Annotated in this window: 18 protein-coding genes; 12 read left to right on the top strand and 6 right to left on the bottom strand. The window is 62.5% G+C overall.

All coding sequences use genetic code 11. The features are described 5' to 3' along the window. Positions 1–19: 19 nt before the first annotated feature. Together NKJ75_RS07525 and NKJ75_RS07520 are read left to right on the top strand one after the other, a co-directional pair. A complete protein-coding gene (locus tag NKJ75_RS07525; RefSeq protein ID WP_352499514.1) occupies positions 20–763 on the top strand; it encodes a 2OG-Fe(II) oxygenase in 744 nt (247 codons plus the stop codon). 379 nt (positions 764–1142) lie between these two features. Next, entirely contained in the window at positions 1143–2765 is a 1623-nt protein-coding gene (locus NKJ75_RS07520; RefSeq protein WP_352499513.1) for an ABC-F family ATP-binding cassette domain-containing protein, read from the top strand. A 45-nt stretch (positions 2766–2810) separates the two neighbouring features. On the opposite strand, the gene NKJ75_RS07515 is transcribed toward NKJ75_RS07520, so the two are convergent. The 3 genes from NKJ75_RS07515 to NKJ75_RS07505 all read right to left on the bottom strand — a co-directional run bounded on the left by NKJ75_RS07515 (position 2811) and on the right by NKJ75_RS07505 (position 8483). After that, positions 2811–5432 (bottom strand): bifunctional diguanylate cyclase/phosphodiesterase, encoded by a 2622-nt coding sequence (locus NKJ75_RS07515; RefSeq protein WP_352499512.1) that lies wholly within the window; start codon positions 5430–5432, stop codon positions 2811–2813. Positions 5433–5694: 262 nt separating this feature from the next. After that, the gene (locus NKJ75_RS07510) at positions 5695–6588 is read right to left on the bottom strand and encodes a hypothetical protein (RefSeq protein WP_352499511.1); all 894 of its coding nucleotides are present in this window, start codon (positions 6586–6588) and stop codon (positions 5695–5697) included. A 248-nt stretch (positions 6589–6836) separates the two neighbouring features. Further along, the gene (locus NKJ75_RS07505) at positions 6837–8483 is read right to left on the bottom strand and encodes an acyl-CoA synthetase (protein WP_023834736.1); all 1647 of its coding nucleotides are present in this window, start codon (positions 8481–8483) and stop codon (positions 6837–6839) included. A 201-nt stretch (positions 8484–8684) separates the two neighbouring features. Between NKJ75_RS07505 and NKJ75_RS07500 the strand changes: the two genes are divergently transcribed. The 4 genes from NKJ75_RS07500 (at position 8685) to NKJ75_RS07485 (ending at position 14939) form a co-directional block, all read left to right on the top strand. Beyond that, positions 8685–9806 (top strand): KamA family radical SAM protein, encoded by a 1122-nt coding sequence (locus NKJ75_RS07500; protein ID WP_031204497.1) that lies wholly within the window; start codon positions 8685–8687, stop codon positions 9804–9806. Between the two features lie 150 nt (positions 9807–9956). Continuing rightward, complete coding sequence (gene metH, locus NKJ75_RS07495; protein ID WP_023743853.1) at positions 9957–13766, top strand: methionine synthase; 3810 nt, start codon at positions 9957–9959, stop codon at positions 13764–13766. Between the two features lie 188 nt (positions 13767–13954). Continuing rightward, positions 13955–14542, top strand: a complete 588-nt coding sequence (locus tag NKJ75_RS07490) for a BA14K family protein (protein ID WP_023743854.1) — start codon at positions 13955–13957, stop codon at positions 14540–14542. An 85-nt stretch (positions 14543–14627) separates the two neighbouring features. Beyond that, complete coding sequence (locus NKJ75_RS07485) at positions 14628–14939, top strand: DUF2934 domain-containing protein (protein WP_023743855.1); 312 nt, start codon at positions 14628–14630, stop codon at positions 14937–14939. Between the two features lie 115 nt (positions 14940–15054). Here NKJ75_RS07485 and NKJ75_RS07480 read toward each other — a convergent pair whose 3' ends face one another. From NKJ75_RS07480 to NKJ75_RS07470, 3 genes are all read right to left on the bottom strand, one after another. After that, positions 15055–16917 (bottom strand): CHASE2 domain-containing protein, encoded by a 1863-nt coding sequence (locus tag NKJ75_RS07480; RefSeq protein ID WP_023743856.1) that lies wholly within the window; start codon positions 16915–16917, stop codon positions 15055–15057. A gap of 33 nt (positions 16918–16950) precedes the next feature. After that, positions 16951–17481, bottom strand: coding sequence for a FecR domain-containing protein (locus NKJ75_RS07475; protein ID WP_023834734.1), 531 nt, complete (start codon positions 17479–17481; stop codon positions 16951–16953). Between the two features lie 304 nt (positions 17482–17785). Then, complete coding sequence (locus NKJ75_RS07470; protein WP_196815011.1) at positions 17786–19492, bottom strand: RNA-directed DNA polymerase; 1707 nt, start codon at positions 19490–19492, stop codon at positions 17786–17788. Between the two features lie 286 nt (positions 19493–19778). Here NKJ75_RS07470 and minC point away from each other — a divergent pair, with 286 nt between their 5' ends. The 6 genes from minC (at position 19779) to NKJ75_RS07440 (ending at position 23732) form a co-directional block, all read left to right on the top strand. Beyond that, the gene (minC, locus tag NKJ75_RS07465; RefSeq protein ID WP_023743858.1) at positions 19779–20609 is read left to right on the top strand and encodes a septum site-determining protein MinC; all 831 of its coding nucleotides are present in this window, start codon (positions 19779–19781) and stop codon (positions 20607–20609) included. Positions 20610–20656: 47 nt separating this feature from the next. Beyond that, positions 20657–21472, top strand: a complete 816-nt coding sequence (gene minD, locus NKJ75_RS07460; protein WP_023670342.1) for a septum site-determining protein MinD — start codon at positions 20657–20659, stop codon at positions 21470–21472. Beyond that, positions 21469–21741 carry a cell division topological specificity factor MinE gene (gene minE, locus NKJ75_RS07455; protein WP_023684809.1) on the top strand — a complete coding sequence of 91 codons (273 nt, stop codon included), beginning with the start codon at positions 21469–21471 and terminating at the stop codon, positions 21739–21741. Before minD ends, minE begins: the two co-directional genes overlap by 4 nt. Positions 21742–22005: 264 nt before the next feature. Then, positions 22006–22452: an ArsR/SmtB family transcription factor gene (locus tag NKJ75_RS07450; RefSeq protein ID WP_023834732.1), complete on the top strand. Its 447-nt coding sequence runs from the start codon at positions 22006–22008 to the stop codon at positions 22450–22452. Then, the gene (locus NKJ75_RS07445; protein ID WP_023711862.1) at positions 22449–22985 is read left to right on the top strand and encodes an SRPBCC family protein; all 537 of its coding nucleotides are present in this window, start codon (positions 22449–22451) and stop codon (positions 22983–22985) included. Before NKJ75_RS07450 ends, NKJ75_RS07445 begins: the two co-directional genes overlap by 4 nt. A gap of 165 nt (positions 22986–23150) precedes the next feature. Continuing rightward, positions 23151–23732 carry a dihydrofolate reductase family protein gene (locus NKJ75_RS07440; protein ID WP_023834731.1) on the top strand — a complete coding sequence of 194 codons (582 nt, stop codon included), beginning with the start codon at positions 23151–23153 and terminating at the stop codon, positions 23730–23732. Positions 23733–23980: the final 248 nt, after the last annotated feature.

Below are 23980 nucleotides of genomic sequence, written 5' to 3'. Positions count from 1 at the left end.
GCAAGCAAAGGAGGCATCCATGACCATCCATTCGATAAGCACCAAACGCGCAGCCCATTCGGCCGAAGCGCGCATCGCAGCGCAGGACTGGAGTGCTCTGATCGGCGAACTGAACAGCCACGGCAGCACCGTCATGCCGGCGCTGCTTTCACCCGAGGAGTGCACTGAGATCGCCGGTCTCTATCCGCATGAGGACCATTTCCGCAGCCATGTGGTGATGGCCCGCCATGGCTTCGGCAAGGGCGAGTACCGCTATTTCCGCTATCCGCTGCCGGATCTGGTCGGTGGCCTGCGCACCGCGCTCTATCCGAGGCTGGCCGGCGTCGCCAACGACTGGAACGAACGCATGGGCGTGGCACAGCGCTATCCCGATGACCACGCCGCCTTCCTCCAGCTTTGCCACGAAAGCGGCCAAACGCGGCCGACGCCGCTTCTCCTCCAGTATGGCCCCGGCGACTTTAACTGCCTCCATCAGGACCTCTATGGCGACCTCGCTTTTCCGCTGCAGGTCGCAATCCTGTTGTCGCAGCCGGGTGAGGATTTCGCCGGCGGCGAATTCGTGCTGACCGAGCAGCGCCCGCGCATGCAAAGCCGTGCCGAAGTGGTGCCGCTGACCCGGGGCGATGCGGTGATCTTTGCTGTCCACAACCGCCCGGTGCAAGGCACGAAAGGCCATTACCGGGTCAACCTCAGGCACGGCGTCAGCCGCCTGCGCTCGGGACGGCGGCATACGGTGGGAATCATTTTCCACGACGCGAAGTGACAATTCGTCGGACACTGCCAAAGCACTTCACTACCGGCTGCTTATTGACATGGCGAGTTCGGCGGAACAGTCTCCGCTTGTGTAAGAGAGGGGAATTTATGAAACGATCCTATGAGAAGCCGACACTCGTCAGACGGGGCAAGCTCGCCTCGCTCGCCGCCCAGCAGGTGCCGTCGATAGAAGCGGAAGTGCCCGCACCGAACTGAGTACAGAAGCTGGTTCAAAAACAGCCCGTTGCGCAAAATCGCGCGGCGGGCTGTTTTGCATTCTGGAGGTGCGGACCGCAGCGGCTTTTGCGCGCGGCGTCAAATGGGCGCTTCCTCTGGCGCGGCCGATCGCGTAAGGGCCGGGGAAAATCCTCCAAGGTTCTTCCAGTCGCATGATCCGTCTTGAAAGCATCAGCAAACAGAACGGCCGCCAGCTTGTCTTCATCGAGGCCTCGGCCTCGCTACAGAAGGGCGAGAAGGTCGGCCTTGTCGGCCCGAACGGCGCCGGCAAGACGACGCTGTTTCGCATGATTACTGGCCAGGAGCAGCCCGACGAGGGCCAGGTGCAGGTCGATCGCGGCGTCACCATCGGCTATTTCAGCCAGGATGTCGGCGACATGGCGGGCCATAGTGCTGTGGCCGAAGTGATGAACGGCGCCGGGCCGGTCAGCGACGTGGCGGCCGAATTGGCCGAACTCGAGGCGGCCATGGCCGATCCCGAGCAGGCCGACCGGACGGACGAGATCATCGAGAAGTACGGCGAGGCGCAGCATCGTTTCGAGGAGCTCGACGGCTATGCGCTCGATGGCCGCGCCCGCGAAGTGCTCGACGGCCTCGGCTTTTCCCAGGAGATGATGGATGGCGATGTCGGCAAACTGTCCGGCGGCTGGAAGATGCGCGTGGCGCTGGCCCGCATCCTGTTGATGCGGCCCGACGTCATGCTGCTCGACGAGCCGTCCAACCATCTCGATCTCGAAAGCCTGATCTGGCTGGAGCAGTTCCTGAAGGGTTATGAGGGCGCGCTGCTGATGACCTCGCACGACCGCGAGTTCATGAACCGCATCGTCAACAAGGTGGTCGAGATCGACGCCGGTTCGCTCACCGCCTATTCCGGCAATTACGAATTCTACCAGCAGCAGCGGGCGATCGCCGACAAGCAGCAGCAGGCGCAGTTCGAGCGCCAGCAGGCCATGCTGGCCAAGGAGATCGCTTTCATCGAGCGCTTCAAGGCGCGGGCGTCACACGCCGCCCAGGTGCAGAGCCGGGTGAAGAAGCTCGACAAGATCGATCGTGTCGAGCCGCCCAAGCGCCGTCAGATCGTGAATTTCGATTTTCAGCCGGCGCCGCGCTGCGGCGAGGATGTCGTGACGCTGAAGAACGTCCATAAGGGCTATGGCAGCCGCTCGATCTATGAGGGGCTGGACTTCCAGGTCCGCCGCCGCGAGCGCTGGTGCATCATGGGCGTCAACGGCGCCGGCAAGTCGACGCTGCTGAAGCTGGTGGCCGGCGCGTCTGACCCGGATGCCGGCACAGTTGCTCGGGGGCCGAGTGTGAAAATGGGCTATTTCGCCCAGCACGCCATGGAGGTGCTGGAGGGCGAACGCACCGTGTTCCAGACGCTGGAGGACGCGTTTCCGCAAGCCGGCCAGGCGCCGCTCAGGGCACTCGCCGGCTGCTTCGGCTTTTCCGGCGACGAGATCGAGAAGAAATGCCGGGTGCTGTCGGGCGGCGAAAAGGCGCGCCTGGTAATGGCGCTGATGCTGTTCGACCCGCCCAACCTGCTGGTGCTGGACGAGCCGACCAACCATTTGGACATCGCCACAAAGGAGATGCTGATCACGGCGCTGTCGCAATACGAAGGCACGATGCTGTTCGTCTCGCACGACCGCCATTTCCTGGCCGCACTCTCCAACCGCGTGCTGGAATTGACACCCGAAGGCATCCACACCTATGGCGGTGGCTACACCGAATATGTCGAGCGCACCGGGCAGGAAGCGCCGGGCCTGCGCAGCTGACGCAGTTCCTGCGTCCGCATTTGCGTCCAGCAAAGCCAGGATTTGTCAGCTCGCCGCCAGCCATTTGCGCGACTGCGCGAAGGCCTTGAAGGCTTTGGCATCCATCGGGTAGCCGAACAGGAAGCCTTGCAGGATGTCGCAGCCAAGCTCTTTCAGGATGCGCGCGTGCTCCATCGTCTCGACGCCCTCGGCGATCACTTCGATCCCGAGCGACTTGCCGATGTCGATGATGGACGACACCAGCTGCCGCTGTGCGGTTGAGCTGGTGATGGGGGTAACCAGCTGGCGGTCGACCTTGAGGCGACGGGGCCGCAACTTCAACAGCGAGACGATCGAGGCATGCCCGGTGCCGAAATCGTCGATCTCGACGTCGATGCCGAGCCCCTTGATGTGTTCGATGTTCCAGCTGACAAGCTCGTCGTTTTCGTCGAGGAAAATCGACTCCACCAGTTCGAACGACACGGTCCCTTCCTTGATGGGAAGCTTGCGCAAACCCTTGATCAGGTCCCTGTCTTCCAGGCGCCGTGCGGAAACGTTGACCGAGACGCGCGGGATGTTGAGGTGGCTGCGCGACCAACGCTCGAAATTATCGAGCGCCTGCTCCAGGACGGTGCGGTCGATAAGCGCCACGACATTGAGTTCTTCAGCCACCTTGATGTAGGCGTCGGGGGTCAGCATGCCGCGTTGCGGGTGATCCCAACGCGACAGCGCCTCGACGCCGACGATCTCCAGCGTCTTGGCGTCGAACTGCGGCTGATAGTAGACGATGAATTCGTTCCGCTCGAGCCCGCCCAGAATCTCGTCGGCGGTCTGCTTGGTCCGCACGATCTCGCTCTGCAGCTCTTCGTTGAAAAACTCGTAGCGGTTGCGGCCGCGGCCTTTCGCCCGGTACAGCGCCAGATCGGCATTGACAAGCAACTGCTTGGCATCGACGCCGCTATTGGCCGCAATGCCGATGCTGACGCCGAACCGGCACTGGTGACCCAGATAGTCGACCGGCTGGCGCATCGCATCGATAATGTGGTCGGCCAGCGCGGCGAGTTCCTTGTCGTCGCGTCCATGGCTCAGCACGACAAACTCGTCGCCGCCGATGCGCGCAACGAAATCGGCACTGCCGACGCTGGCCTTGATGACTTTCGAAGCATGCACCAGCAATGCATCGCCCGCCGCATGGCCGAGCGTGTCGTTGATCTGCTTGAACCGGTCAAGGTCGAGATGCAGCAACGCCGCACGGCCGTCGGCTTCGCGGTTTTCGGCAAGCATCTCGTCCAGATACCGACGGTTGGGCAGACCGGTCAGCGAATCATGCATCGCGACATGCTCGATGCGGGCTTTGGCCAGGTTCAGTTCGGCATTTTTCGATTCTGAAAGGCGACGTTCACGCATGAGATTCTCGTTGAGCAGCACGTCGCCTGTCACATCCCATTCGGCGCCGATCATTTTTGGCGTGCCGTCGATGTCCCGGAAGAAACTGGCGCGGGTGCGCACATGGCGAATGGTGCCGTCCGGCCGCAGGAGCCGATACTGCGAAGAGTAGGGGCCTTGTGTTGCAACAGCCGAATCGAAATCTGCTTTAGCCCGTTCGAAGTCTTGGGGATGGATCGCCAGCGCCCAGTCGTCATAGCTACGGGTCTTGCCGCCGCCGGGTTTGCCATAGATTTCGTTGATGCGGTCGTCCCATACGAGTTCGTTGCTGACGGTATCGTGCTCCCACACGCCTATAGCAGAGGCTTCCAACGCCAGCTCCAGCCGCCGGGACAGGCGCCTCAACTCGGCGTCACTTTTCTGCCGCTCACCGAAAAGACGTCCTGCCACGAGGATCGGCAGCACCACCAGCGCGCCGGCAAGCGCCATGAGCAGACGCAACAGCCACTCATTTTTCGGAGCGGTCGGCCAGCCGCCCTTCGGTATGGCTGAAATTTGCCAGGAGCCTGAAGGCAATTGCACCTCTGCCATCACCGGATTGCCGGACACGACATTATCGCCGCCGAAGAACAGTTCCCCGCCGCCGCCGAGCGCATCCTTGCCGATAAGCGCCACATCGATATCCAGATCAGGGTCGGTCAGTCCGCTGGCAGCGTAGAGCCGATCGACATCGATCACGGCCGAGACGATACCCCAAAAACGGTCGCCGCCACCCGCCGTCGGCACGAAGACCGGGATACGGCCGATGAAGCCACGTCCGCCTTGCGCCAGTTTGACCGGCCCGGCGAGCACAAGCGCGCGCTGGTCACGGGCGCGAAGCGCGGCCATGCGTTGCGTATCGCTCTTGCGGTAGTCCAGCCCGATGGCTTTTTCATTGCCTTCCAGCGGATATATCAGCGCGATGACGAGGTCGGGGGCGCCGGCAATATCGCGTAACTGCGATTTTTGCTCGAACAGATTGCGGGCGAGCGCCGCAAATCTTTGCTGGCCCATATAGGGCTCGGTAACGATTGTCGAAACGAGACCCTGAACCAGCTGGAGATTGCCGCCTATGTTGCCTTCGAGCTTGGCGCGTATGATGTTGACCTTGGCCAGGACGTCGGCGCGCGCCAGCTGATCGGAGACCTCTCTGTTCCTCTGGTCGGCAACCAGGGCGCAGATGAGAAGCACGACAAAGGCAATCGCCGCCGGCAAGTTGGCGGAAGAAAAAACGGCCCGTTTCAACCGGCCGGAATTGAGCATTGCGCCTGCCAACTCGATCCGAAGACCTTTCCAGGACAGTAGTCCTTCGGTCGACCATAGTAGCTAAAGCTTAAATTTGAGCTTCGAGACGAATCCGAGAACAAACGGTAAGCTTTTGGCTGCCAGGGTCCAGCCGAAATCTGAATGAGTGTCCGAAAGTAGGACGCCAGGTTGCAGAGTTCTGCAACCCAGCAGCGAAGTCATATTCGCCTCAGATTGCAACAAGCCGCCTGATCTTGCTGCGCGGGCCCTTGCGGGAGGCTTACTTCCCAGCCATTTGATCGGCCAGCGCCTGCGCCTGGGCGAGCAGCGCCGGGAAAGCCGGGTCAGCCGGCAGGCGCTGCGCCATGCAGGCCCGGTAGTCGCTGTCGCCCTTGTCCCAGGCGGCGTTGGAGGAATCGAACGCTTTTTCGTCCTTCAGGTCCGATGCCTGGTAGGCCTCCTGGAATTTCTGCGCGGCGGCGTCCGCAGCAGCCCACACGGCGTCGCAGGCGGCGATCTTCGGAACTGCAGGGGCTGCCGGCGCTGCGATAATTCTCACGCTGTTGCCTTTGACGAGCGTAACGACGACTTCCTGCTCGTAGATCGGCCCGACGTCCTGCGTCCAGCCGCCGAGCCGTGCGAAGGCGATGTTGGCGCCCTCGGGCTTCTTCAATGGAAAGTCGAGCGTTCCCTCGAAGGCGGCGTCGCTGTTGATCGCCTGGGTGTAGAAGGCATCGAGCTTAAGCGCCTCATCGATGCCGGCGGGCAGTTTGAAACTTTCGTCGGTCTCGGCGGTTCTGGACTGGAGCCAGCGCTCCAGCAGCCCTCGCGTCGTTGCCACCAGGCTGGGCCCGTCGTCGTCCTTGGTGTATCGCAGTCCATCGAGCATGCCATAGCCGATATCGGAGTCGCTGAGGCTTTCGATATTGATTGTGCCGGTTGGGGGAAAGTCCTTGACCGCCAGCGGACCGATGATGCCGGCAAGACGCTGCTGGAGGTCGGCCAGCGCCTTCTCGTTCTCAGCGTCGATGGTCTCGATTGCCGCGTTCGCGCTGTTCAGCGCCGCGATATCAGCCATCGCCTTGTCACGCGCGGCGACATAGTCGTCCTCCGGCGAGGCCGCGAAAGCCACGCTGCTCACCAGCGCAAACAGAAACGTCCAGACCCACCGCATGATATAAACCCTGCTCTACGTTCGATTCCAAGGATACATGACAACATTGGGCTGAAAAAAGACGGCGTTGGAGCTGCAGATCTCTCCCCTTGATGAGGGGGAGATGGCCGGCAGGCCAGAGGGGGGTCGCCGCGCGTGAAGCGCTGACTCCTTTTGCAGCGCGAGACGACGTTAGCGCGTAAAGCGCCACGACCCCCTCTGTCGCCTTCGGCGACATCTCCCCCTCGAGGGGGGAGATTGGCGCCTAATCACGCGTTGCGCTTCTCCACCTCCGCCTTCCTCAGCAGGAAGCGCTGGATCTTGCCGCTTGGGGTCTTCGGCAGTTCCGTGATGAACTCGACCTCGCGCGGGTAGGCGTGCGCCGACAGCCGTTTCTTGACGTGCTGGGCCAGCTCTTCGGCGAGCTCCGAATTGCCCTTGTAAGCCGGCGCCAGAACGACGAAGGCCTTGACGATCTCGGTGCGCTGCGGATCGGGCACGCCGACGACAGCCGCCTCGTTGACCGCCGGATGCTCGATCAGCGCGCTTTCGACGTCGAACGGGCCGATGCGATAGCCGGCCGAAGTGATGACATCGTCGGCGCGGCCGATGAAGGAGACCGAACCGTCCGGCTCGTACTCCACCGTGTCGCCGGTGCGGTAGTAGCCGCCCGTGATCGCTGGCGTCTCGGCTTGGTGATAGCCGTCGAACCAGCGCAGCGGCGACTTCGCGATGTCGACGGCGAGGATGCCGGGCTGGTTGGGGCCGAGCTCGTTGCCGGCCTCGTCCAATACCACCATGCGATATCCGGGCATTGCGAAGCCGGCCGAGCCCGCGCGCACGACATGCGAGAGCCCATGATGGTTGTTGACCATCATGCCGTTCTCGGTCTGGCCGTAATGGTCGTGAATGGGCGCGGCGAGATTTGCGTCGAACCAGCGGATGACTTCCGGGTTGAGCGGCTCGCCGGCGCTGCTCACCACGCGCAGTCTGCCTTTGACACGGGCCGCAGCTTCCGCGCCTTCCGCCATCAGCAGGCGATAGGCGGTCGGCGAGCCGGCAAGGCTGGTGACGCCGAGCCGCTCGATGATGTCGTAAGTGCTCTTGGCGTTGAAGGCGCCTTCATAGAAGGTCGTGGCGATGCCGAGCTGCAACGGGCCGGTGATGGCGTAATAGAGGCCGTAGGCCCAGCCGGGATCGGCGATATTCCAGAAGATGTCGTCGGGCAGCAAGCCGATCGCGTCGCGCATATAGGCGCCGAAGGCGAGCAGGGCGCGAAGCGGCACCGGCACGCCCTTGGGCAGGCCGGTCGTTCCCGACGTCGACATCATCATGAACAAATCGTCGCCCTTGCGCATCACCGGCTGGCAGTCGGGCGAGGCGGTGCCAAGCGCGGCGCGGAAATCGATGTCGCCTGCAGGCAGCACATCGCCATTGCCAAGGATGGTGGCGATTTGCGCTGATGTCTCGACCTCGTCGAGCTTGCCGCGATTGGCCGGGTTGGTCACCACGATCTTGGCGCCGCTATAGCCGAGGCGGTGCTCGATGGCTTTCGGACCGAAGGCGGTGAACAGCGGCTGGTAGACCGCGCCGATGCGCCACGTCCCGAGGATCAGCGCCACCAGTTCGGGGACGCGCGGCAGCATGCCGGCGACGACATCGCCGGCACCGACGCCGGCGGCCTTGAGCACATTGGCGGCGCGCCCCGACATGTCGGCGAGATCGTCGAAGCTGAATTCGCGAAGCTCGCCGCCGGCCGAGATCGCGCGCAGCGCCAGCCGGTCTTCTCCGGTGTAGCGGCCGCAGCATTCGACATAGGCATTGATGCCGGTTCCAGGGTTGCCATACAACCGCGCGATCTCATCTTCGATGCGAAAGCGCTGAACGGCATCCTCATAGCGCGGCATTTTGCTCATGGCGATCCTCCCTAGGCGGCGCCCATCTCCCCTTGGAGCGCCTTATCGGTGAGATTGCCTGAAATTGCTGCGCTGGTCGACTACGGCGATAGTCGGGGGATGCGAAGGACCGCAGCGCAGCGACAATCCGCGCTGAGCCACTGGAGTTGACCGAACCGTCCATCCGGCCGATAGCACCGCCAGAATTGCCCCGAGGCCCCAATGACCCCAGACTCAACTTTCGATGACGCGGCCATCGCCGACGAAGGACGCGATGCCGACACCGCCTGGCAAAACGACATCCGCGCGGGCGTGCGCCACGTCCGCGATCTCGCCTCCCTGCCGCTGTCACCCGCCGAGCGCGCGGCGGCGCAGGAGGCGGCCGTACGCCACAAGGTGCGTGCCCCCAAAACCTATCTCGACCTGATCGACTGGAACGATCCCGCCGATCCGATCCGCGCCCAGGTCATTCCATCGCCGGATGAGCTGACGGAAACGGAAGGCGAGCTCGACGATCCGATCGCCGACCATGCCTTCAGTCCGGTGCCGCGACTGACGCACCGCCACGCCGACCGGGTGCTGTTGTTTGCGACCTACCAATGCGCGGTCTATTGCCGTTTCTGCTTCCGCAAGGAATCCCTGACCTCGATCGGCCGCGGCTATACGCGAGAAGCGCTCGAAGAGGCTTTTGCCTATATCGAAGGCCATACCGAAATCCGCGAAGTGATCCTGACCGGCGGCGATCCGCTTTCGCTGCCGGACAAGGCGCTGGCCGAAATCCGCGCCCGTATCGAGACGATCGCGCATGTGAGGCTGCTGCGTATCCACACACGCGTGCCTGTCGTGCTGCCCGCGCGCATCACGCCGGGGCTGGTTGGCGCCTTGCAGGGCCGGCTGATGGTCACCGTCGTCACCCATTTCAACCATGCGCGGGAGATCACGCCGGCCACCGAATTGGCCTGCCGCGTCATGCGCCAGGCAGGCTTCGTGCTGCTCAACCAGAGTGTCCTGCTCAAGGGCGTCAACGACACGGTCGAGGTGCTGGAGGAACTCTGCCGCGAACTGATGTACCGGCTCGGCGTCAAACCCTATTACCTGCACCATGGCGACCTCGCGCGCGGCATGGCGCACAGGCGCACCACGATTGCGCAGGGACAGGCGCTGGCCGGCGCGCTGCGCGCCCGCCTGTCGGGCATCTGCAATCCCGTCTATGTGCTGGACCTGCCGGAAGGCGGCGGCAAGGTGCCGCTCGGGCCGTGTCATATCGAAGGACGGGACGGGCAGGATTGGCGCATCCGCGGCCAGGACGGCGAGGTGAGGCTGTATCGGGACGTCGTGGTGTAGGCAGGGCGCAGCGGCGACGATGACCGCCGCCGTCACATTGTCGATCGGGATGACCATCGCACCAAACTCTCGCCACGACGCGTTCGCCTGCATTCCGTATGTTGACATAAAGATATCCTTATGTGATGGTTGTCGCCTCAAGGATAAAAAATGTCGCAGAATTCTGCATCGCTGGACGCATTGTTCGGCCCCGTCGCGGCAAAGCCCGATGGGTCCGAAGTGCTTGCGGCGCTGACGGCAGCGGCACGCGAGCGCATCCTCATCCTCGACGGCGCCATGGGCACGCAGATCCAGGGTCTCGGTTTCGACGAGGAGCATTTTCGCGGCGAGGCATTCGCCGGCTGCGCCTGCCACCAGCAGGGCAACAACGACCTCTTGATCCTGACGCAGCCGAAGGCGATCGAGGAGATCCATTATCAATACGCCATCGCTGGCGCCGATATCCTCGAGACCAACACCTTCTCCTCGACCTCGATCGCCCAGGCGGATTACGGCATGGAGGATGCCGTCTACGCGCTGAACCGCGACGGCGCGCGGCTGGTGCGTCGGGCAGCGGCGAGGGCACAGCAGGAGGACGGCAAGCGGCGCTTCGTCGCCGGCGCGCTCGGGCCGACCAACCGCACCGCCTCGATGTCGCCCGACGTCAACAATCCCGGCTATCGCGCCGTGACCTTCGACGATCTGCGCCTGGCCTATGGCGAGCAGTTGCGCGGACTGGTCGACGGTGGCGCCGACATCATCCTGATCGAAACTATCTTCGACACGTTGAACGCCAAGGCGGCGATCTTCGCCTGCAATGAGATTTTCCTCGAAAAGGGCGTACGGCTGCCGGTGATGATTTCCGGCACCATCACCGATCTCTCCGGCCGCACCCTGTCGGGCCAGACGCCGACCGCCTTCTGGCATTCGGTGCGCCATGCGAGCCCCTTCACCATCGGCCTCAACTGCGCGCTCGGCGCCAACGCCATGCGCGCGCATCTGGCTGAAATATCGGGCGTCGCCGACACCTTCGTCTGCGCCTATCCGAATGCCGGCCTGCCCAATGAATTCGGCCGCTATGACGAGAGCCCGGACTTCATGGCCGCGCAGATCGAGGATTTTGCGCGGGAAGGGCTCGTCAACGTCGTCGGCGGCTGCTGTGGCTCGACGCCGGACCACATCCGCGCCATCGCCGAGGCTGTCAAGAAATATCCGCCACGCGCCATCCCCGAGATCGAGCGCAAGATGCGCCTGTCCGGGCTGGAGCCGTTCACGCTGACTGATGAGATTCCCTTCGTCAATGTCGGCGAGCGCACCAACGTCACCGGCTCGGCCAAGTTCCGAAAGCTGATCACGGCGGGCGACTATGTCCCGGCGCTCGACGTGGCGCGCGACCAGGTCGCCAATGGCGCACAGATCATCGACATCAACATGGATGAAGGCCTGATCGATTCGAAAAAGGCGATGGTCGAGTTCCTCAATTTGATCGCCGCCGAACCCGACATCGCCCGTGTTCCGGTGATGGTCGACTCCTCGAAATGGGAGATCATCGAGGCCGGGCTGAAATGCGTGCAGGGCAAGCCACTGGTCAACTCCATCTCGATGAAGGAAGGCGAGGAAGCCTTTCTGCATCATGCGAAGCTGGTGCGCGCCTACGGCGCGGCGGTGGTCGTCATGGCCTTCGACGAGGCCGGTCAGGCCGACACCAAGGCGCGCAAGGTCGAGATCTGCACCCGCGCCTACAATCTGCTCACCGAACAGGCCGGTTTCCCGCCCGAAGACATCGTCTTCGACCCCAATGTCTTCGCGGTCGCCACCGGCATAGAGGAGCACGACAATTACGGCGTCGACTTCATCGAGGCCGCCGGCGAGATCACCGCCACGCTGCCGCATGTGCATATCTCGGGCGGCGTCTCGAACCTGTCCTTCTCCTTCCGCGGCAACGAGCCGGTGCGCGAGGCGATGCACGCGGTGTTCCTCTACCATGCCATCCAGCGCGGCATGGATATGGGCATCGTCAATGCCGGCCAGCTTGCCGTCTACGACACGATCGAACCGGGACTGCGCGAGGCTTGCGAGGACGTCGTGCTCAACCGCGCGCCCAGGGCCGGCGGCACCGCCACCGAACGCATGCTGGAGATCGCCGAGCGTTTCAAGGGCACGGCCGGCAAGGAAGCCAGGGAGCGCGATCTCGCCTGGCGCGACTGGACAGTCGAGCAGCGGATTTCGCATGCGCTGGTCAACGGCATCACCGAATTCATCGACGCCGACACCGAAGAGGCGCGGCTTGCGGCCGAGCGGCCTCTGCATGTCATCGAAGGCCCGCTGATGGCCGGCATGAATGTCGTCGGCGATCTGTTCGGCGCTGGAAAGATGTTTCTGCCGCAAGTGGTGAAGTCGGCGCGCGTGATGAAGCAGGCGGTGGCCGGATTGCTGCCGCACATGGAGGCGGAAAAACTGGCGAATGCCGCCAATGGGATCGACAATGGCGAGCGCCAGACGGCCGGCAAAATCCTGATGGCGACGGTGAAGGGCGATGTCCACGACATCGGCAAGAACATCGTCGGCGTCGTTCTGGCGTGCAACAATTACGAGATCATCGATCTCGGCGTCATGGTGCCGGCGGCGAAGATCCTGCAGACGGCTCGCGAGCAAAATGTCGACATCATCGGCCTGTCCGGCCTGATCACCCCGTCGCTGGACGAGATGGTGCACATGGCCGCCGAGATGGAGCGCGAAGGCTTCGACATTCCGCTTTTGATCGGCGGCGCGACAACCAGCCGCGTGCACACGGCGGTGAAGATCCATCCCCGCTACTCCAGGGGACAGACGGTCTATGTCAATGACGCCAGCCGGGCGGTCGGCGTCGTCTCGTCCTTGCTGTCGAAGGAGACCAAGGGCGGCTACGTCGACACAGTGCGGGCCGAGTACAAAAAGGTCGCTGACGCGCATGCCCGCTCCGAGGCCGACAAGCAGCGGCTGCCGCTGGCCAAGGCCAGGGCCAATGCGCACAGGGTGGACTGGTCCGCCTATGAACCGCCGAAGCCGTCCTTCACCGGCGTGAAAGTGTTCGAGAACTGGGACCTGACTGAGCTCTCGCGCTACATCGACTGGACGCCGTTCTTCCAGACCTGGGAGTTGAAAGGGCGTTACCCCAAGATCCTCGACGACGAGAAGCAGGGACCGGCGGCACGCCAGCTTTTCGAGGATGCGCAGGCGATGCTGACAAAAATCATCGCGGAAAAATGGTTCGCGCCGCGCGGCGTCATCGGCTTCTGGCCGGCGAACGCCGTCGGCGACGACATCAGGCTGTTCACGGATGAGGCGCGCTCGCAGGAGCTTGCCACTTTCTTCACGCTGCGCCAGCAGCTGATCAAGCGCGACAGCAAGGCCAATGTCGCGCTGTCGGATTTCGTCGCACCGGCCGACAGCGGCAAGCCGGACTATATCGGCGGCTTCATCGTCACCGCGGGGATCGAGGAGGTGGCGATCGCCGAGCGCTTCGAGCGCGCCAATGACGATTATTCCTCGATCATGGTCAAGGCGCTGGCCGATCGTTTCGCCGAAGCTTTTGCCGAGCGCATGCACGAGAAGGTGCGCAAGGAATTCTGGGGCTATGCATCAGACGAGAAGCTGGCGCCCGACGAACTGATCGGCGAGCCTTATCGCGGCATCCGCCCCGCGCCCGGCTATCCCGCGCAGCCCGATCATACCGAGAAGGCGACCTTGTTCCGGCTGCTCGACGGCGAGCGCAATGCCGGCGTCGGCCTGACCGAGAGCTATGCGATGTGGCCGGGCTCGTCTGTGTCCGGCATCTATCTCGCCCATCCCGAAAGCTATTATTTCGGCGTCGCCAAAGTCGAGCGCGACCAGGTCGAGGACTATGCCCGCCGCAAAGCCATGCCGCTGGCCGATGCCGAGCGCTGGCTTGGGCCGATCCTCAACTATGTGCCCGTGGATTATGCCGAGGCGGCGGAATAGCCGGGACGTGATCTGGCCCAATGGCTCGACCGCTCCCTTGATTTTCACCGTCGAAAGAAATCGCGCCGCACCCGGTTCTCGGCGAGCTGCCGGTTGTGGGTCGGTCAGACTTAGGTCCCTCGCGCCTGCTTTTCTGGAACAAGCCGTGATGTCCCGCATTTTATTGGCAGGGACACAAGGAGTGTCGAGTGAAAGCGATTTTGGGACTGGTCGGCGGCTTCGTGCTGACCCTTGCGGTGTTCGGCAGCGGGCTGGTTTTCGCAGCCTGGCTGCTTGCCGCCAAGCCTGTGCGGGAGGCAAGGCCCACCGTCAGCGTGGCGGAACTGTGGACCCGGAAAGCGCGGCCCGTGGACAAGACGGCGCAGGACTTCGAACGTGTGCCCGAGCAGTCCGCGCCTGCCGACATCGCCGCCAAGGAGCCAGCCCAGGACCCGGCCAGGCAGCAGCCCGATCCCACAGTCACCGGCGCCATCGCGCGGACCGAACTGCCGCCGCCGCATCTCGCCTGGTGCGCCAGCCGCTACCGCTCCTACGATCCCTACGACAACAGCTACATGTCCTATAGCGGACAGCAGCGCACCTGCGTCTCGCCCTATCTCGCCGCCGACCGCGCCGCGCCGCGAGAGGCAAGCTATGTCGAGGGCGCGGGCGCCTACGCGGCCGCCGGCGGCGAACCGGACCATGTCGCCTCCTGCTTCAGCCGCTATCGCTCCTACCGTCCGGAAGACAACAGCTACCAGCCATATTCCGGCGGGCCGAGACGGCAATGCGAATAGCCAGCGCGAAGGGCGCCGCGAACGATTGCGACCGCGCGATTTCTGGGGTCGTTCGGATCGTCCTCAAAGCCCAGGGAGAACCACCATGGAAGACGACCGGCATCACAAGATACAGCAGCGCGCCTACCAGATCTGGGAGCGCGAAGGCACTGGCGACCCCGAGCATCATTGGCACCGGGCCGAGGCCGAAATCGACCGCGAAGCAGCCCTGCCGCTAACCGCCGACGACGCCCTGCCGCGCGAGATCGCCAGCACCGACATCCTGGCGGTCGAGGAACTCGCCGTGCGCACCGGCATATCGGGTGATGAGGCGCAGGAGCTGATCGACAGGCTGGGCACGGATCGGGCGGCGGTTGAGCAGGCGGCGAGGGGGAGCGAGGGGAGGCGGAAGTCCTGATTGCGAGCTATGTGCAGGCCGAAAGCGGTGTCGAGCGTCGAGGCTTTGGTGCACCATTTCGGCATGCGCGCCGGGCGAAGGCATGGATGGCGCGCTGTCGATCACAAGGCCGGATCTACTGCGGCGCCCGGGCACTCTGCCAAAACCAGATTGCGAGCGAGCCGGATCGTCCACGGATATGTGTCTCCACAGGTCCTCTTAAAGCACCGGATTTGAACAACGCGCAGTCGCGACCGGCGACTTCGAGCATTTCGTAACTCACCGCCACTTCGGCATTCTGGTCGGCAGCGATTTCCATCAAGCGACTTGCAACGTTGACGGTGTCGCCGATGGCCGCGATGTGCTGACGCCCTTCGCCGCCGAGTCGAGAGGCCACGATTGTTCCATGATGCGCCCCAATCTTGAAGCCGATCCGGGATGCGGTCGACGCAGGCAACGAGGCGAGCCAATCGTTGGTGCGGCTGGAGAGCCCGACACAACAGCGGGCGCCATTGAAGGCGTCGTCTGTCGCCGGTTCCGGCAGGCCGAACAGGATCATGGCTCCGTCACCCATGAAACTCGTGACGACGCCACCGCAGCTTGTCACTTCTTCGTCCACCAATGCGTGAAAATTGTTCAGGAGTTCGCGTGTGGCGCTCGGTCCCAATGTTTCACTCAGTCCGGTGAAGCCGGACAGGTCGATGAACAGGATGGCGGCTTCTGTCCGGACGGGTTCCGAGAGGAAGTCGCCATGCTTGGCGAGCCATGCCCCCAGTCCTAGGGCTTCAACGCGTTGAAGCAATTGGCTCTGCGTGGCGAAATATTGGGCCCGGCTCCTGCCCAGCCAAAGCTGCGCGGCCCCAAACAGGATTGCCGGCGGAATGGCAGCGGTCATCGGCAGCGCGGCGCTCAGCCAGATATGGTGCAGGAAAGCGGTCATGTTGACCACGACCCAGATCAGGACCACGCCGGCGATCGCCGCCAGGCCGATGGCGTTTCGGCGCCACGCCAACAGGCCGACAAGAAGCATGGGCAGCGCCACTGCAAAGCCCGCGTCTGCAACGCGAACGTTCTGGTCGCGCACTACGCCGTCGCCGGTCATCAGATGGGCAATCGCCGTCGACATGACCTCGACGCCCGGCAGTATGGGATCGAACGGTGTCGGAAAGACATCGCCGGTGCCGGTTGCGGTCGCTCCTATCAAGACAATCCGACCCCGGATAGTGCCGGGATCGAATCGGCCCTCCAGCACCGTCGCGGCGCTTATCGTGCGGATCGTGCCGCGCGGGCCATAGAATGTCAGGGGCAGGATGTGACCAACGTCCGTTCGGATCGACCGTCCGTCCAGCGATAGATCATCCGGCGCAATTCCAGCGTCCTCTCCCGCCGCCATGGCGGCGACACCCAAGGAGAAGGACGCTTGCAACTGGTCTCCGGCCCGAAACAGCAACGGCGCGAACCGGGGCGTTCCAGTCCTGTCGGTCACAACGTTCACGACGCCCACAGCGGCGGCGTCCGAAAAGGTTTTCAGGGGCCACAGAAACCGCTCGGCGTTCGGCACGCGGGCCAGCGGTCCTTCGCCCAGCGTCCATTGTTTGCTTCCGGGGTAGATCGCCGCTGCAGCGATTACGCTTCTGCTCCTGCTCAGCGAACGCGCGAGCGCCTCGTCAGTATCTTTTGTCCCGGGGTCGACCAGCAGCAGGTCGAGCGCAATGGCTTTCGGCCCAAGCGGCGCTATCGTATCGATGATTCGGGCAAGCGTGGCGCGGCTGAGGGGATAGCTGCCCTCGCGCCGCACCGCTTCATCGTCTATTGCGACAATGGTGATCAGCTCCGGCGGCTTTGCCGTTCCTCGAACAAGCGTTCGAAGATCGGTCATCGTTGCCTCGACGCGATCGAGAAACCACAAATTGCCGCGCCAGTGCGCGAAGCCCAGGCCGGCGCCCCAAAGCCCCGCCAGAATGAGCGCGATCAGCGTCGGAAGCCCTCGTCGGCTCATTGCAAGCTCACTGGGCCAGCTCACTGGGCAAGCTCACTGGCCGAAACGGGCCAGCAATGCGGAAACGCGCTTGGCGGGCCAGCGCTTGACGATGAGTTTGCCTGTCCCGGCCTCGACGTCCACGCCATCGCCCGGTGCGAGGACCACGACGGCGGTGGATGCCGGTCTTTGCACGGCGACGCGACCTCTCAGGACAAAAACAGACGTCTTGCCGTTGCCGACGTCGACTGCCCATTTTGTGCCTCGCACCGCGGCGATCGCCTGCGGGGTGATCACCGCGAAGCCACCCTGGACCGCGCCGGCCGGAGCATCGAGCAGCAGCGCCTTGCGCCGCAACCTGACCGCGTCGGGACTGCCGTTTCGATCGCGATCCTGCAGCGTAAAGCGAGCGCCACCTTCCACAATGACGGCAAGGCCTTCTCGACATCTCAGAATCTGTCGGGACGTACCGGCCACCGGCTCGAACGTACACCCTGCATCCTGCGCATGGGCGGCATCCACCCAGAAGACACCGGCAAACAGGACAGCCACCAGGCTACGGCAAATTCGGCCCCTTGCGCTCATCATCGTCTCCTTGCTTTGCGAAGCGGCAGGAAAATCTTCTGCCGTCATGTTTGGCAGTATATTCACGAGCCGGCACTTGCAGCCGCGTTAGGGCAGCAGGCTGCCGACGGGCAATCGTAACACGACAAGCTGCTCCGGCGTTAGGCACGTTGCGGTGGGTCGCGTTCGCCGGGCAGGTGAGGTGAGGGAGGCCTTGAACCAGATCCTGGAGGCTGCTCGGCCGCGTTGGAGATTGGCGAAAGCGGAGATGACGGCCAATCTCCCTCGTCACAGGACCTATCCGCGCCCTAGCAAAATCGACGCTTCAGTAGCCCTCAGAAATAGTAAAGTTATTTAGCCCACGAAGCGTTTCGAACATCTTGGCAACGGCGAAGGCATTGCGCACGCTTGCGCCGCGGACTGCTTTGACTATCTTCTCTGACTTTTGAACGTTCTTTTTTGGATCATAGAAGACTACGTTTCTCGATGCCATCGGCTTGAAAAATGATTTAGCCATAAGGCCCTTTTTATCATTGAGCCAACCATGCCGAAAACCCTCATACGCCAACAACCAGATCCAGTCGGAGCGCACTCTGTCATCAGTAATGGAATTTTCCCATTCAGCCTTTGGCAGCGATCTAATGCACAAGCCCTTGCTCTGCATGTCGAGTAGCACGAGCCCTAGTGAACTCGAGGCAGTGGTTTCTGCCGCGTCTGAAATTACCTTCGACGAAAGGGGACATTTGAGTCCTCGTAAAGTGTATAATAGCCAAATTACTTCGAACGAGTGGCCCCTTTCCATGTAACGTTCTGCGAGCGTTGTGAATCGGGACGTAACTCTCTGCTTCGATAAAGCCTTGGTCCGATGCTGGAGGTTCAAAAATATTCTGCAGACACGATCCATTGACATCGGGGAGATTGCCGCAGCCTTGAGGAGGAACGACTCCAATATCTCCACCTCTGACCGTGCGCTAAGTGAACTCTCAATTACTGAAAGAGCGTAGCTGACGACAGGCTCGCTCCGGAACTCGGTCTGAAGACGAAGGCATAATTGCAAGAACTCTCGGAGGCGCACGGAATTGAGCTGACCGGGCCGGTGAGACAGGAAGGCGCCGATTTCAGCGATCCAGCTTGTAGTTTTTGATGCAACTAAGCTTTCGATGGAAGTTTTACTACCATTAATCTCCAATCCATAATCGCGATAAACTGAACTTATTATCGAGAGTACTTTCTCTGCCTTTTCGAGGCTGTCTACGCCAACGAACCAGTCGTCCTGGAGGCGATCAATGCATTCTCTCGGTATATGCCTACACCTACTATGGAATTCAGTGTCTATCCTAGAGGATATGACTTCCGCTATTATTCGTGAGCTTTCCGGGCCGATTGGAATCCCTATTGTTTGATTGCGGTTGCAAGATCTAACCAGCAAATCGATACGATCAGCGAGAGATCCTTTATACTTGTTAATTTCTTGCTTTACGCGTGTTTTCCCATATGCCGCCCAAGAAATGGAATGAGTATATATGGTGGGATAGAAGCGAGATATGTCTGTCTTGACCACCCAGTCTGAAGTTGCCTCTAGGTACGCCTTCTTCGCTCCGTGAATAGGAAAATTTATACCTTTGATAGATCGTTCGTACTGACTCGAAACACGTATCTCGTCCTCGGAGAACGTTTGTCGGCAAAGCCATTTCTGGACGGCTTTCCAGTTGTTTGATAATTCGTGAATCAAAAGAGCCTGAGGAATTGGATGCGTAATGTGGATATTCCGTCTCTCGTAGCCCTTCTTGGGTTTTGAGATAATCTCGGCTTCTGCGTCCCAAATTTTATATGTATATGCGTTACGGCGTATCTTCTTTTCGGACGTCTTTCCCAGAGATTTCGTGTCCGTTGAGAATACAGCGCCTACTTTCCATTCGGACAGTATCTCCGCGGAATGAGTTCCGAAGTCGCTCGTCGTGAAGACCGCAGGAAGCTCCTTTGGAAAATACCCTTTGGCAAGCAGTGCAATCCGAATTTGATTATGTCCCAATGACTACGTACTTTCCAGCTAAGTGAAGTCGGAGTTTCTCATTATCTGTTGGTGAAAGCTACGTCCATTGGGCGAACGCTTTTTAAGCTGTACACTTAACCTGCCTCGCGCCGACGTGTTGGTATCGTTCGGTATTTTTTCCTCTCAACCGCCGATGATTCCATCCGGCAGCCTTGGATAGGCTTGGCGGGTGGGCGCCAGACTGGTGTCATCACCCCCCTTCCCGTTAACCTTTCATTAACCATACCACCGCTAGCGTTTACCTCTCAGTAAGGAATCGCCCGCCGTGACCTTTGCCGCTCCCCTCGAGGCCAAATCCATTCGCTTTCGCGCCCGCTCCTTCGTCGCGTTCACGCTGACGCCGGAGGCGCCTTTGGATGTTTGGCTGGAGAGCCTCGATCGCTGGGTCGGCAATTCGCCGGGCTATTTTGCCGGGCGCCCGGTGGTGCTCGACCTGAACGTGCTCAAGCCCGATGTCGTCGCCATCGAAGCGCTGGTCGATCTGCTCGGCCAGCGCGGCATCCGCATTTATGCCATGGAGCTCGATGGCGGCGCCGAGCTTGGCGCGCATCTGCCGCCGGTGCTGGTCGGCGCCAAGGAGGCGACCACCGACGGTCTGCTGCTGCAGCCGAGCCGCAAGGCGGGCAGGGCGGAGGACGCCACTGCCGTAAGCGACATGAAGGCGACCGGTGGCATCAAGGCTGAGGCCGGCGATTTGAAGGCAGGGGAGTTGAAACCGGCGGGCGATGCAAAGCCGTCGCATGACGCCAAAATTGCCGCACCCGACGCTGGCACGTTGATGATCCGCTCGCCGATCCGTTCGGGCCAGCTGATCTTCCATCCGCATGGCGATGTCATCGTGCTGGGCTCCGTCGCGTCCGGCTCCGAGATCGTCGCCACCGGCTCGATCCATGTCTATGGCACGCTGCGCGGCCGCGCTTCGGCAGGCGCTCAAGGGAACACGGCGGCGCGTGTCTTCTGCCGCAGGAACGAGGCCGAGCTTCTCTCGGTCGATGGCTGGTATTGCACGGCCGAGGAGATGGACCCGTCAGTCCGGGGCAAGCCTGTGCAGGCATTTCTCGACAACGGCATGCTGCGCATCGCCCCTTTCAGCTAATGCGTCGCCCGACAACGACATAACGAACAACAACGGAGGCTTTATTGATGGGCAAGGTAGTGGTGGTCACCTCGGGCAAGGGGGGCGTCGGCAAGACGACCTCTACCGCGGCTCTGGGGGCGGCGGTCGCCAAGACCGGCAAGAAGGTGGCGCTGGTCGATTTCGATGTCGGCCTGCGCAACCTCGATTTGATCATGGGCGCCGAACGGCGCGTGGTGTTCGATCTCGTCAACGTCATCCAGGGCTCGGCAAAGCTGTCGCAGGCGCTGATCCGCGACAAGCGGGTCGAGACGCTGTTCCTGCTGCCGGCCTCGCAGACGCGCGACAAGGATGCGTTGACCGAGGAGGGCGTGGCCGAGGTCATCGGCAAGCTGCGCTCGGTGTTCGATTATGTCTTCTGCGACAGCCCGGCCGGCATCGAGCGCGGCGCGCAGCTCGCGATGCGCTTTGCCGACGAGGCGGTCATCGTCACCAATCCGGAAGTGTCGTCGGTGCGCGATTCCGACCGCATCATCGGCCTGCTCGATTCCCGCACCTTGCGCGCCGAGGAGGGCGAGCAGATCGCCAAGCATGTGCTGGTCACGCGCTATGATGCGGGACGCGCCGCGCGGGGCGAAATGCTGTCGATCGACGACGTGCTGGAGATACTGTCGGTGCCGCTGCTCGGCATTATCCCCGAGAGCCAGGATGTGCTGCGCGCCTCCAACCTCGGTTCGCCGGTGACGCTGTCGGAGCCGCTCAATGCCGCCGCCAAGGCTTACATCGACGCGGCCAAGCGGCTCGAGGGCGAACAGCTGCCGGTCATCGTGCCCTTCGAACGCAAGGGCTTCCTCGATCGTCTTTTGGGAAGGAGGGCGGCATGAACCTGCTCGACATCTTCAAGCGGCGCACCAGCGCGCCGGTGGCGCGCGAACGGCTGCAAGTGCTTCTCGCCTATGAGCGCCGCAACCGCAGCCAGCCCGATCTCGTCTCGATCCTCCGCGAAGAGATCATGGCGGTGATCGCCAAGCACGTGCAGATCGACCAGGATTATCTGCAAGTTTCGATGGACCGCGGCGAGACCATGTCGACGCTGGAGATCGACATCCAGATCCCCAACAAGAGCGCGGTGCCGCTGGCCATGGCTGGGTGAGGTTACCCTCCCCCTTGTGGGGAGGGTCGATCCGCAAAGCGGATCGGGGTGGGGGTCTGCGCGGACCTCCGCCATCTTGGGTTCCTCTCCCAGACTTTCGTGAGGGAAGAGGAAATCCACATCCCCCACGGTCAGCGCTAGTACCCCCGCCGGACCTACGGTCCGACCTCCCCACAAGGGGGAGGTAGGGGGCCAGCGCCTCTCCCCAAAAAACATTCAACCAACTAGTTGACTATCTAAAATCTCGCCTCTATATTCAACTACATGGTTGAATTAGAGACGCCCCAGATGGACCAGGTTTTTCACGCCCTTGGCGACGCCACGCGCCGGAACATGCTTAACCACCTCGCCGGCGGCGAGCGCACGGTGAGCGAGCTGGCTCAACCCTTCGCCATGTCGCTGGCCGCCGCCTCCAAGCACATCAAGGCGCTGGAGCATGCCGGGCTGATCCGGCGCGAAGTGCGCGGGCGCACCCATGTCTGCCGCCTCGAGGCCCGCCCGCTGGCCACCGCCTATCAGTGGCTCGGCCAATACGCGCGTTTCTGGAACAGCCGCCTCGATGTCCTCGAACAGCTTATGCGCGAGGAGGCGGGGCGCAAAACGTCGACAACGCCGTCAACGCCGGCACCGGCAAATCCAGAACCATCCAAGCCGGAATCACCCAAGCCAGACACATCCAGGCCAACATCATCCGAGGGAGACGACCGATGAACCAGATGAACAGCTTCGACGGCTACGCCCAGCTGATCCAGCCGGCCACTTTGAGGATCGAACGGCTTTTGCCCGGAACCAGGGAGCGCGTCTGGGAATATTTGACGCAGAGCGATCTGCGCCGCCAATGGCTGGCGGCCGGCGACATGGAGATGGAGGAAGGCTCTTCCTTCGAGCTGGTCTGGCGCAACGACGAACTGACCGACCCGCCCGGCGACAGGCCGGCCAGCTTCAGTGGCGGCGAGCAGCGGATGCACAACCAGATCGTCGAGTGCGATCCGCCGCGCAAGCTCACCATCACCTGGAACGGCAGCGGCAATGTCACCTTCGAATTGGCGCAGCGCGGCGACGACGTTCTGCTCACCCTGGTCCACCGCCGCCTGCCGGACCGCTCGAGCCTGATGATGCATGCCGCAGGCTGGCACGTGCATCTCGACCTCCTGGTTGCCCGCGTGGCGGCCGAGAAGCCCGAACCGTTCTGGGACAGCTTTAGCCGTCTCGTGGCGGACTACGACCGGCGCCTGCCGGCCTGACCTGACCTGACGCATCGCCCGGTCCAACCGGGCACCATCGATCCCTTGCGCCGGATGCCGGCGCAAGGGCCGGCGAAACACGCGCCTTCGCCAGACACCGCGGCGCGTCATCGGAAGTGAAACCAGGCAAGGTGCTTGCATCCCGCAAGCCCGAAGGAGGAAGTCATGCGTAAATTGATCACCGGAATGAAGATCTCCATCGACGGCAAGATGGAAGGCCCCGAAGGCTTCGCCGACTGGGTCGACAACTGGTCGGAGGAATACGGCCTGATGCCCGAGATCGACGCCTGCCTGCTCGGCGGCGTCATGTATGCCGGTTATGAGCGCTACTGGAGCGCGATCCAACAGAACGAGCCGGACCAGCCATTGCCGATGACCGGCAGACTGGTCGACCCGGCCGAACTCGAATGGGCGCGCTTTGCCGCGAAAACCCCGCACTATGTGCTGTCGAACACCATGACGACGTCAGCCTGGGCCTCGACGCGCTTCCTGCGCCGCCTCGACGACGTCGCGGCGCTGAAGCGCGAGCCCGGCAAGAACATCTACCTCATGGGCGGCGCGAGCATCACCGCCAGCCTGATCGACGCGGGGCTAGTGGATGAAATGCGGCTCATCATCTACCCGCTGCTCGCCGGCGACGGCAAGGCGCTGTTCGGCACGGTGCACGCCCGGCACAGACTGGAACTGCGCAAGGCCGAGGCGCTTTCGGATGGACGTGTGAGCCTGGTGTATGGGATGGCGAACTAGCTTCTTTTCCTCTCCCTCCGGAGGGGGGAGAGGTGGCGCCGCGAAGCGGCGACGGAGTGGGGGAAGGCGGCCATGAAACCCACGGTCGCCGTAAACAGGAGCGACGGAAGCGAGCGCGAAACGCCTGCAAGCAGGCAATCAGGCGGATGAACGGTCGAGCCCCCCCACCGCCCCGTGAGCTCCCCACCCCAACCCCCCCCGCCCCGGGGGCGGGGGGGTGTGATAAACAAAATAACGAGGCGCCCCGC

Origin of the sequence: Mesorhizobium sp. M0058 (assembly GCF_040323095.1) — a bacterium.
In the GTDB taxonomy this organism is placed as follows: domain Bacteria; phylum Pseudomonadota; class Alphaproteobacteria; order Rhizobiales; family Rhizobiaceae; genus Mesorhizobium.
The sequence above is the reverse complement of the archived record's forward strand: the minus strand, read 5'-3'. Positions and strand labels throughout refer to the sequence as shown.

Bases quoted from the DNA above. Each gene is read 5' to 3' on its own strand.
- NKJ75_RS07525 (WP_352499514.1), top strand. From the start codon at position 20: ATGACCATCCATTCGATAAGCACCAAACGCGCAGCCCATTCGGCCGAA.
- NKJ75_RS07520 (WP_352499513.1), top strand. From the start codon at position 1,143: ATGATCCGTCTTGAAAGCATCAGCAAACAGAACGGCCGCCAGCTTGTC.
- NKJ75_RS07515 (WP_352499512.1), bottom strand. From the start codon at position 5,432: ATGCTCAATTCCGGCCGGTTGAAACGGGCCGTTTTTTCTTCCGCCAAC.
- NKJ75_RS07510 (WP_352499511.1), bottom strand. From the start codon at position 6,588: ATGCGGTGGGTCTGGACGTTTCTGTTTGCGCTGGTGAGCAGCGTGGCT.
- NKJ75_RS07505 (WP_023834736.1), bottom strand. From the start codon at position 8,483: ATGAGCAAAATGCCGCGCTATGAGGATGCCGTTCAGCGCTTTCGCATC.
- NKJ75_RS07500 (WP_031204497.1), top strand. From the start codon at position 8,685: ATGACCCCAGACTCAACTTTCGATGACGCGGCCATCGCCGACGAAGGA.
- metH (WP_023743853.1), top strand. From the start codon at position 9,957: ATGTCGCAGAATTCTGCATCGCTGGACGCATTGTTCGGCCCCGTCGCG.
- NKJ75_RS07485 (WP_023743855.1), top strand. From the start codon at position 14,628: ATGGAAGACGACCGGCATCACAAGATACAGCAGCGCGCCTACCAGATC.
- NKJ75_RS07480 (WP_023743856.1), bottom strand. From the start codon at position 16,917: ATGAGCCGACGAGGGCTTCCGACGCTGATCGCGCTCATTCTGGCGGGG.
- NKJ75_RS07475 (WP_023834734.1), bottom strand. From the start codon at position 17,481: ATGAGCGCAAGGGGCCGAATTTGCCGTAGCCTGGTGGCTGTCCTGTTT.
- minD (WP_023670342.1), top strand. From the start codon at position 20,657: ATGGGCAAGGTAGTGGTGGTCACCTCGGGCAAGGGGGGCGTCGGCAAG.
- minE (WP_023684809.1), top strand. From the start codon at position 21,469: ATGAACCTGCTCGACATCTTCAAGCGGCGCACCAGCGCGCCGGTGGCG.
- NKJ75_RS07450 (WP_023834732.1), top strand. From the start codon at position 22,006: ATGGTTGAATTAGAGACGCCCCAGATGGACCAGGTTTTTCACGCCCTT.
- NKJ75_RS07445 (WP_023711862.1), top strand. From the start codon at position 22,449: ATGAACCAGATGAACAGCTTCGACGGCTACGCCCAGCTGATCCAGCCG.
- NKJ75_RS07440 (WP_023834731.1), top strand. From the start codon at position 23,151: ATGCGTAAATTGATCACCGGAATGAAGATCTCCATCGACGGCAAGATG.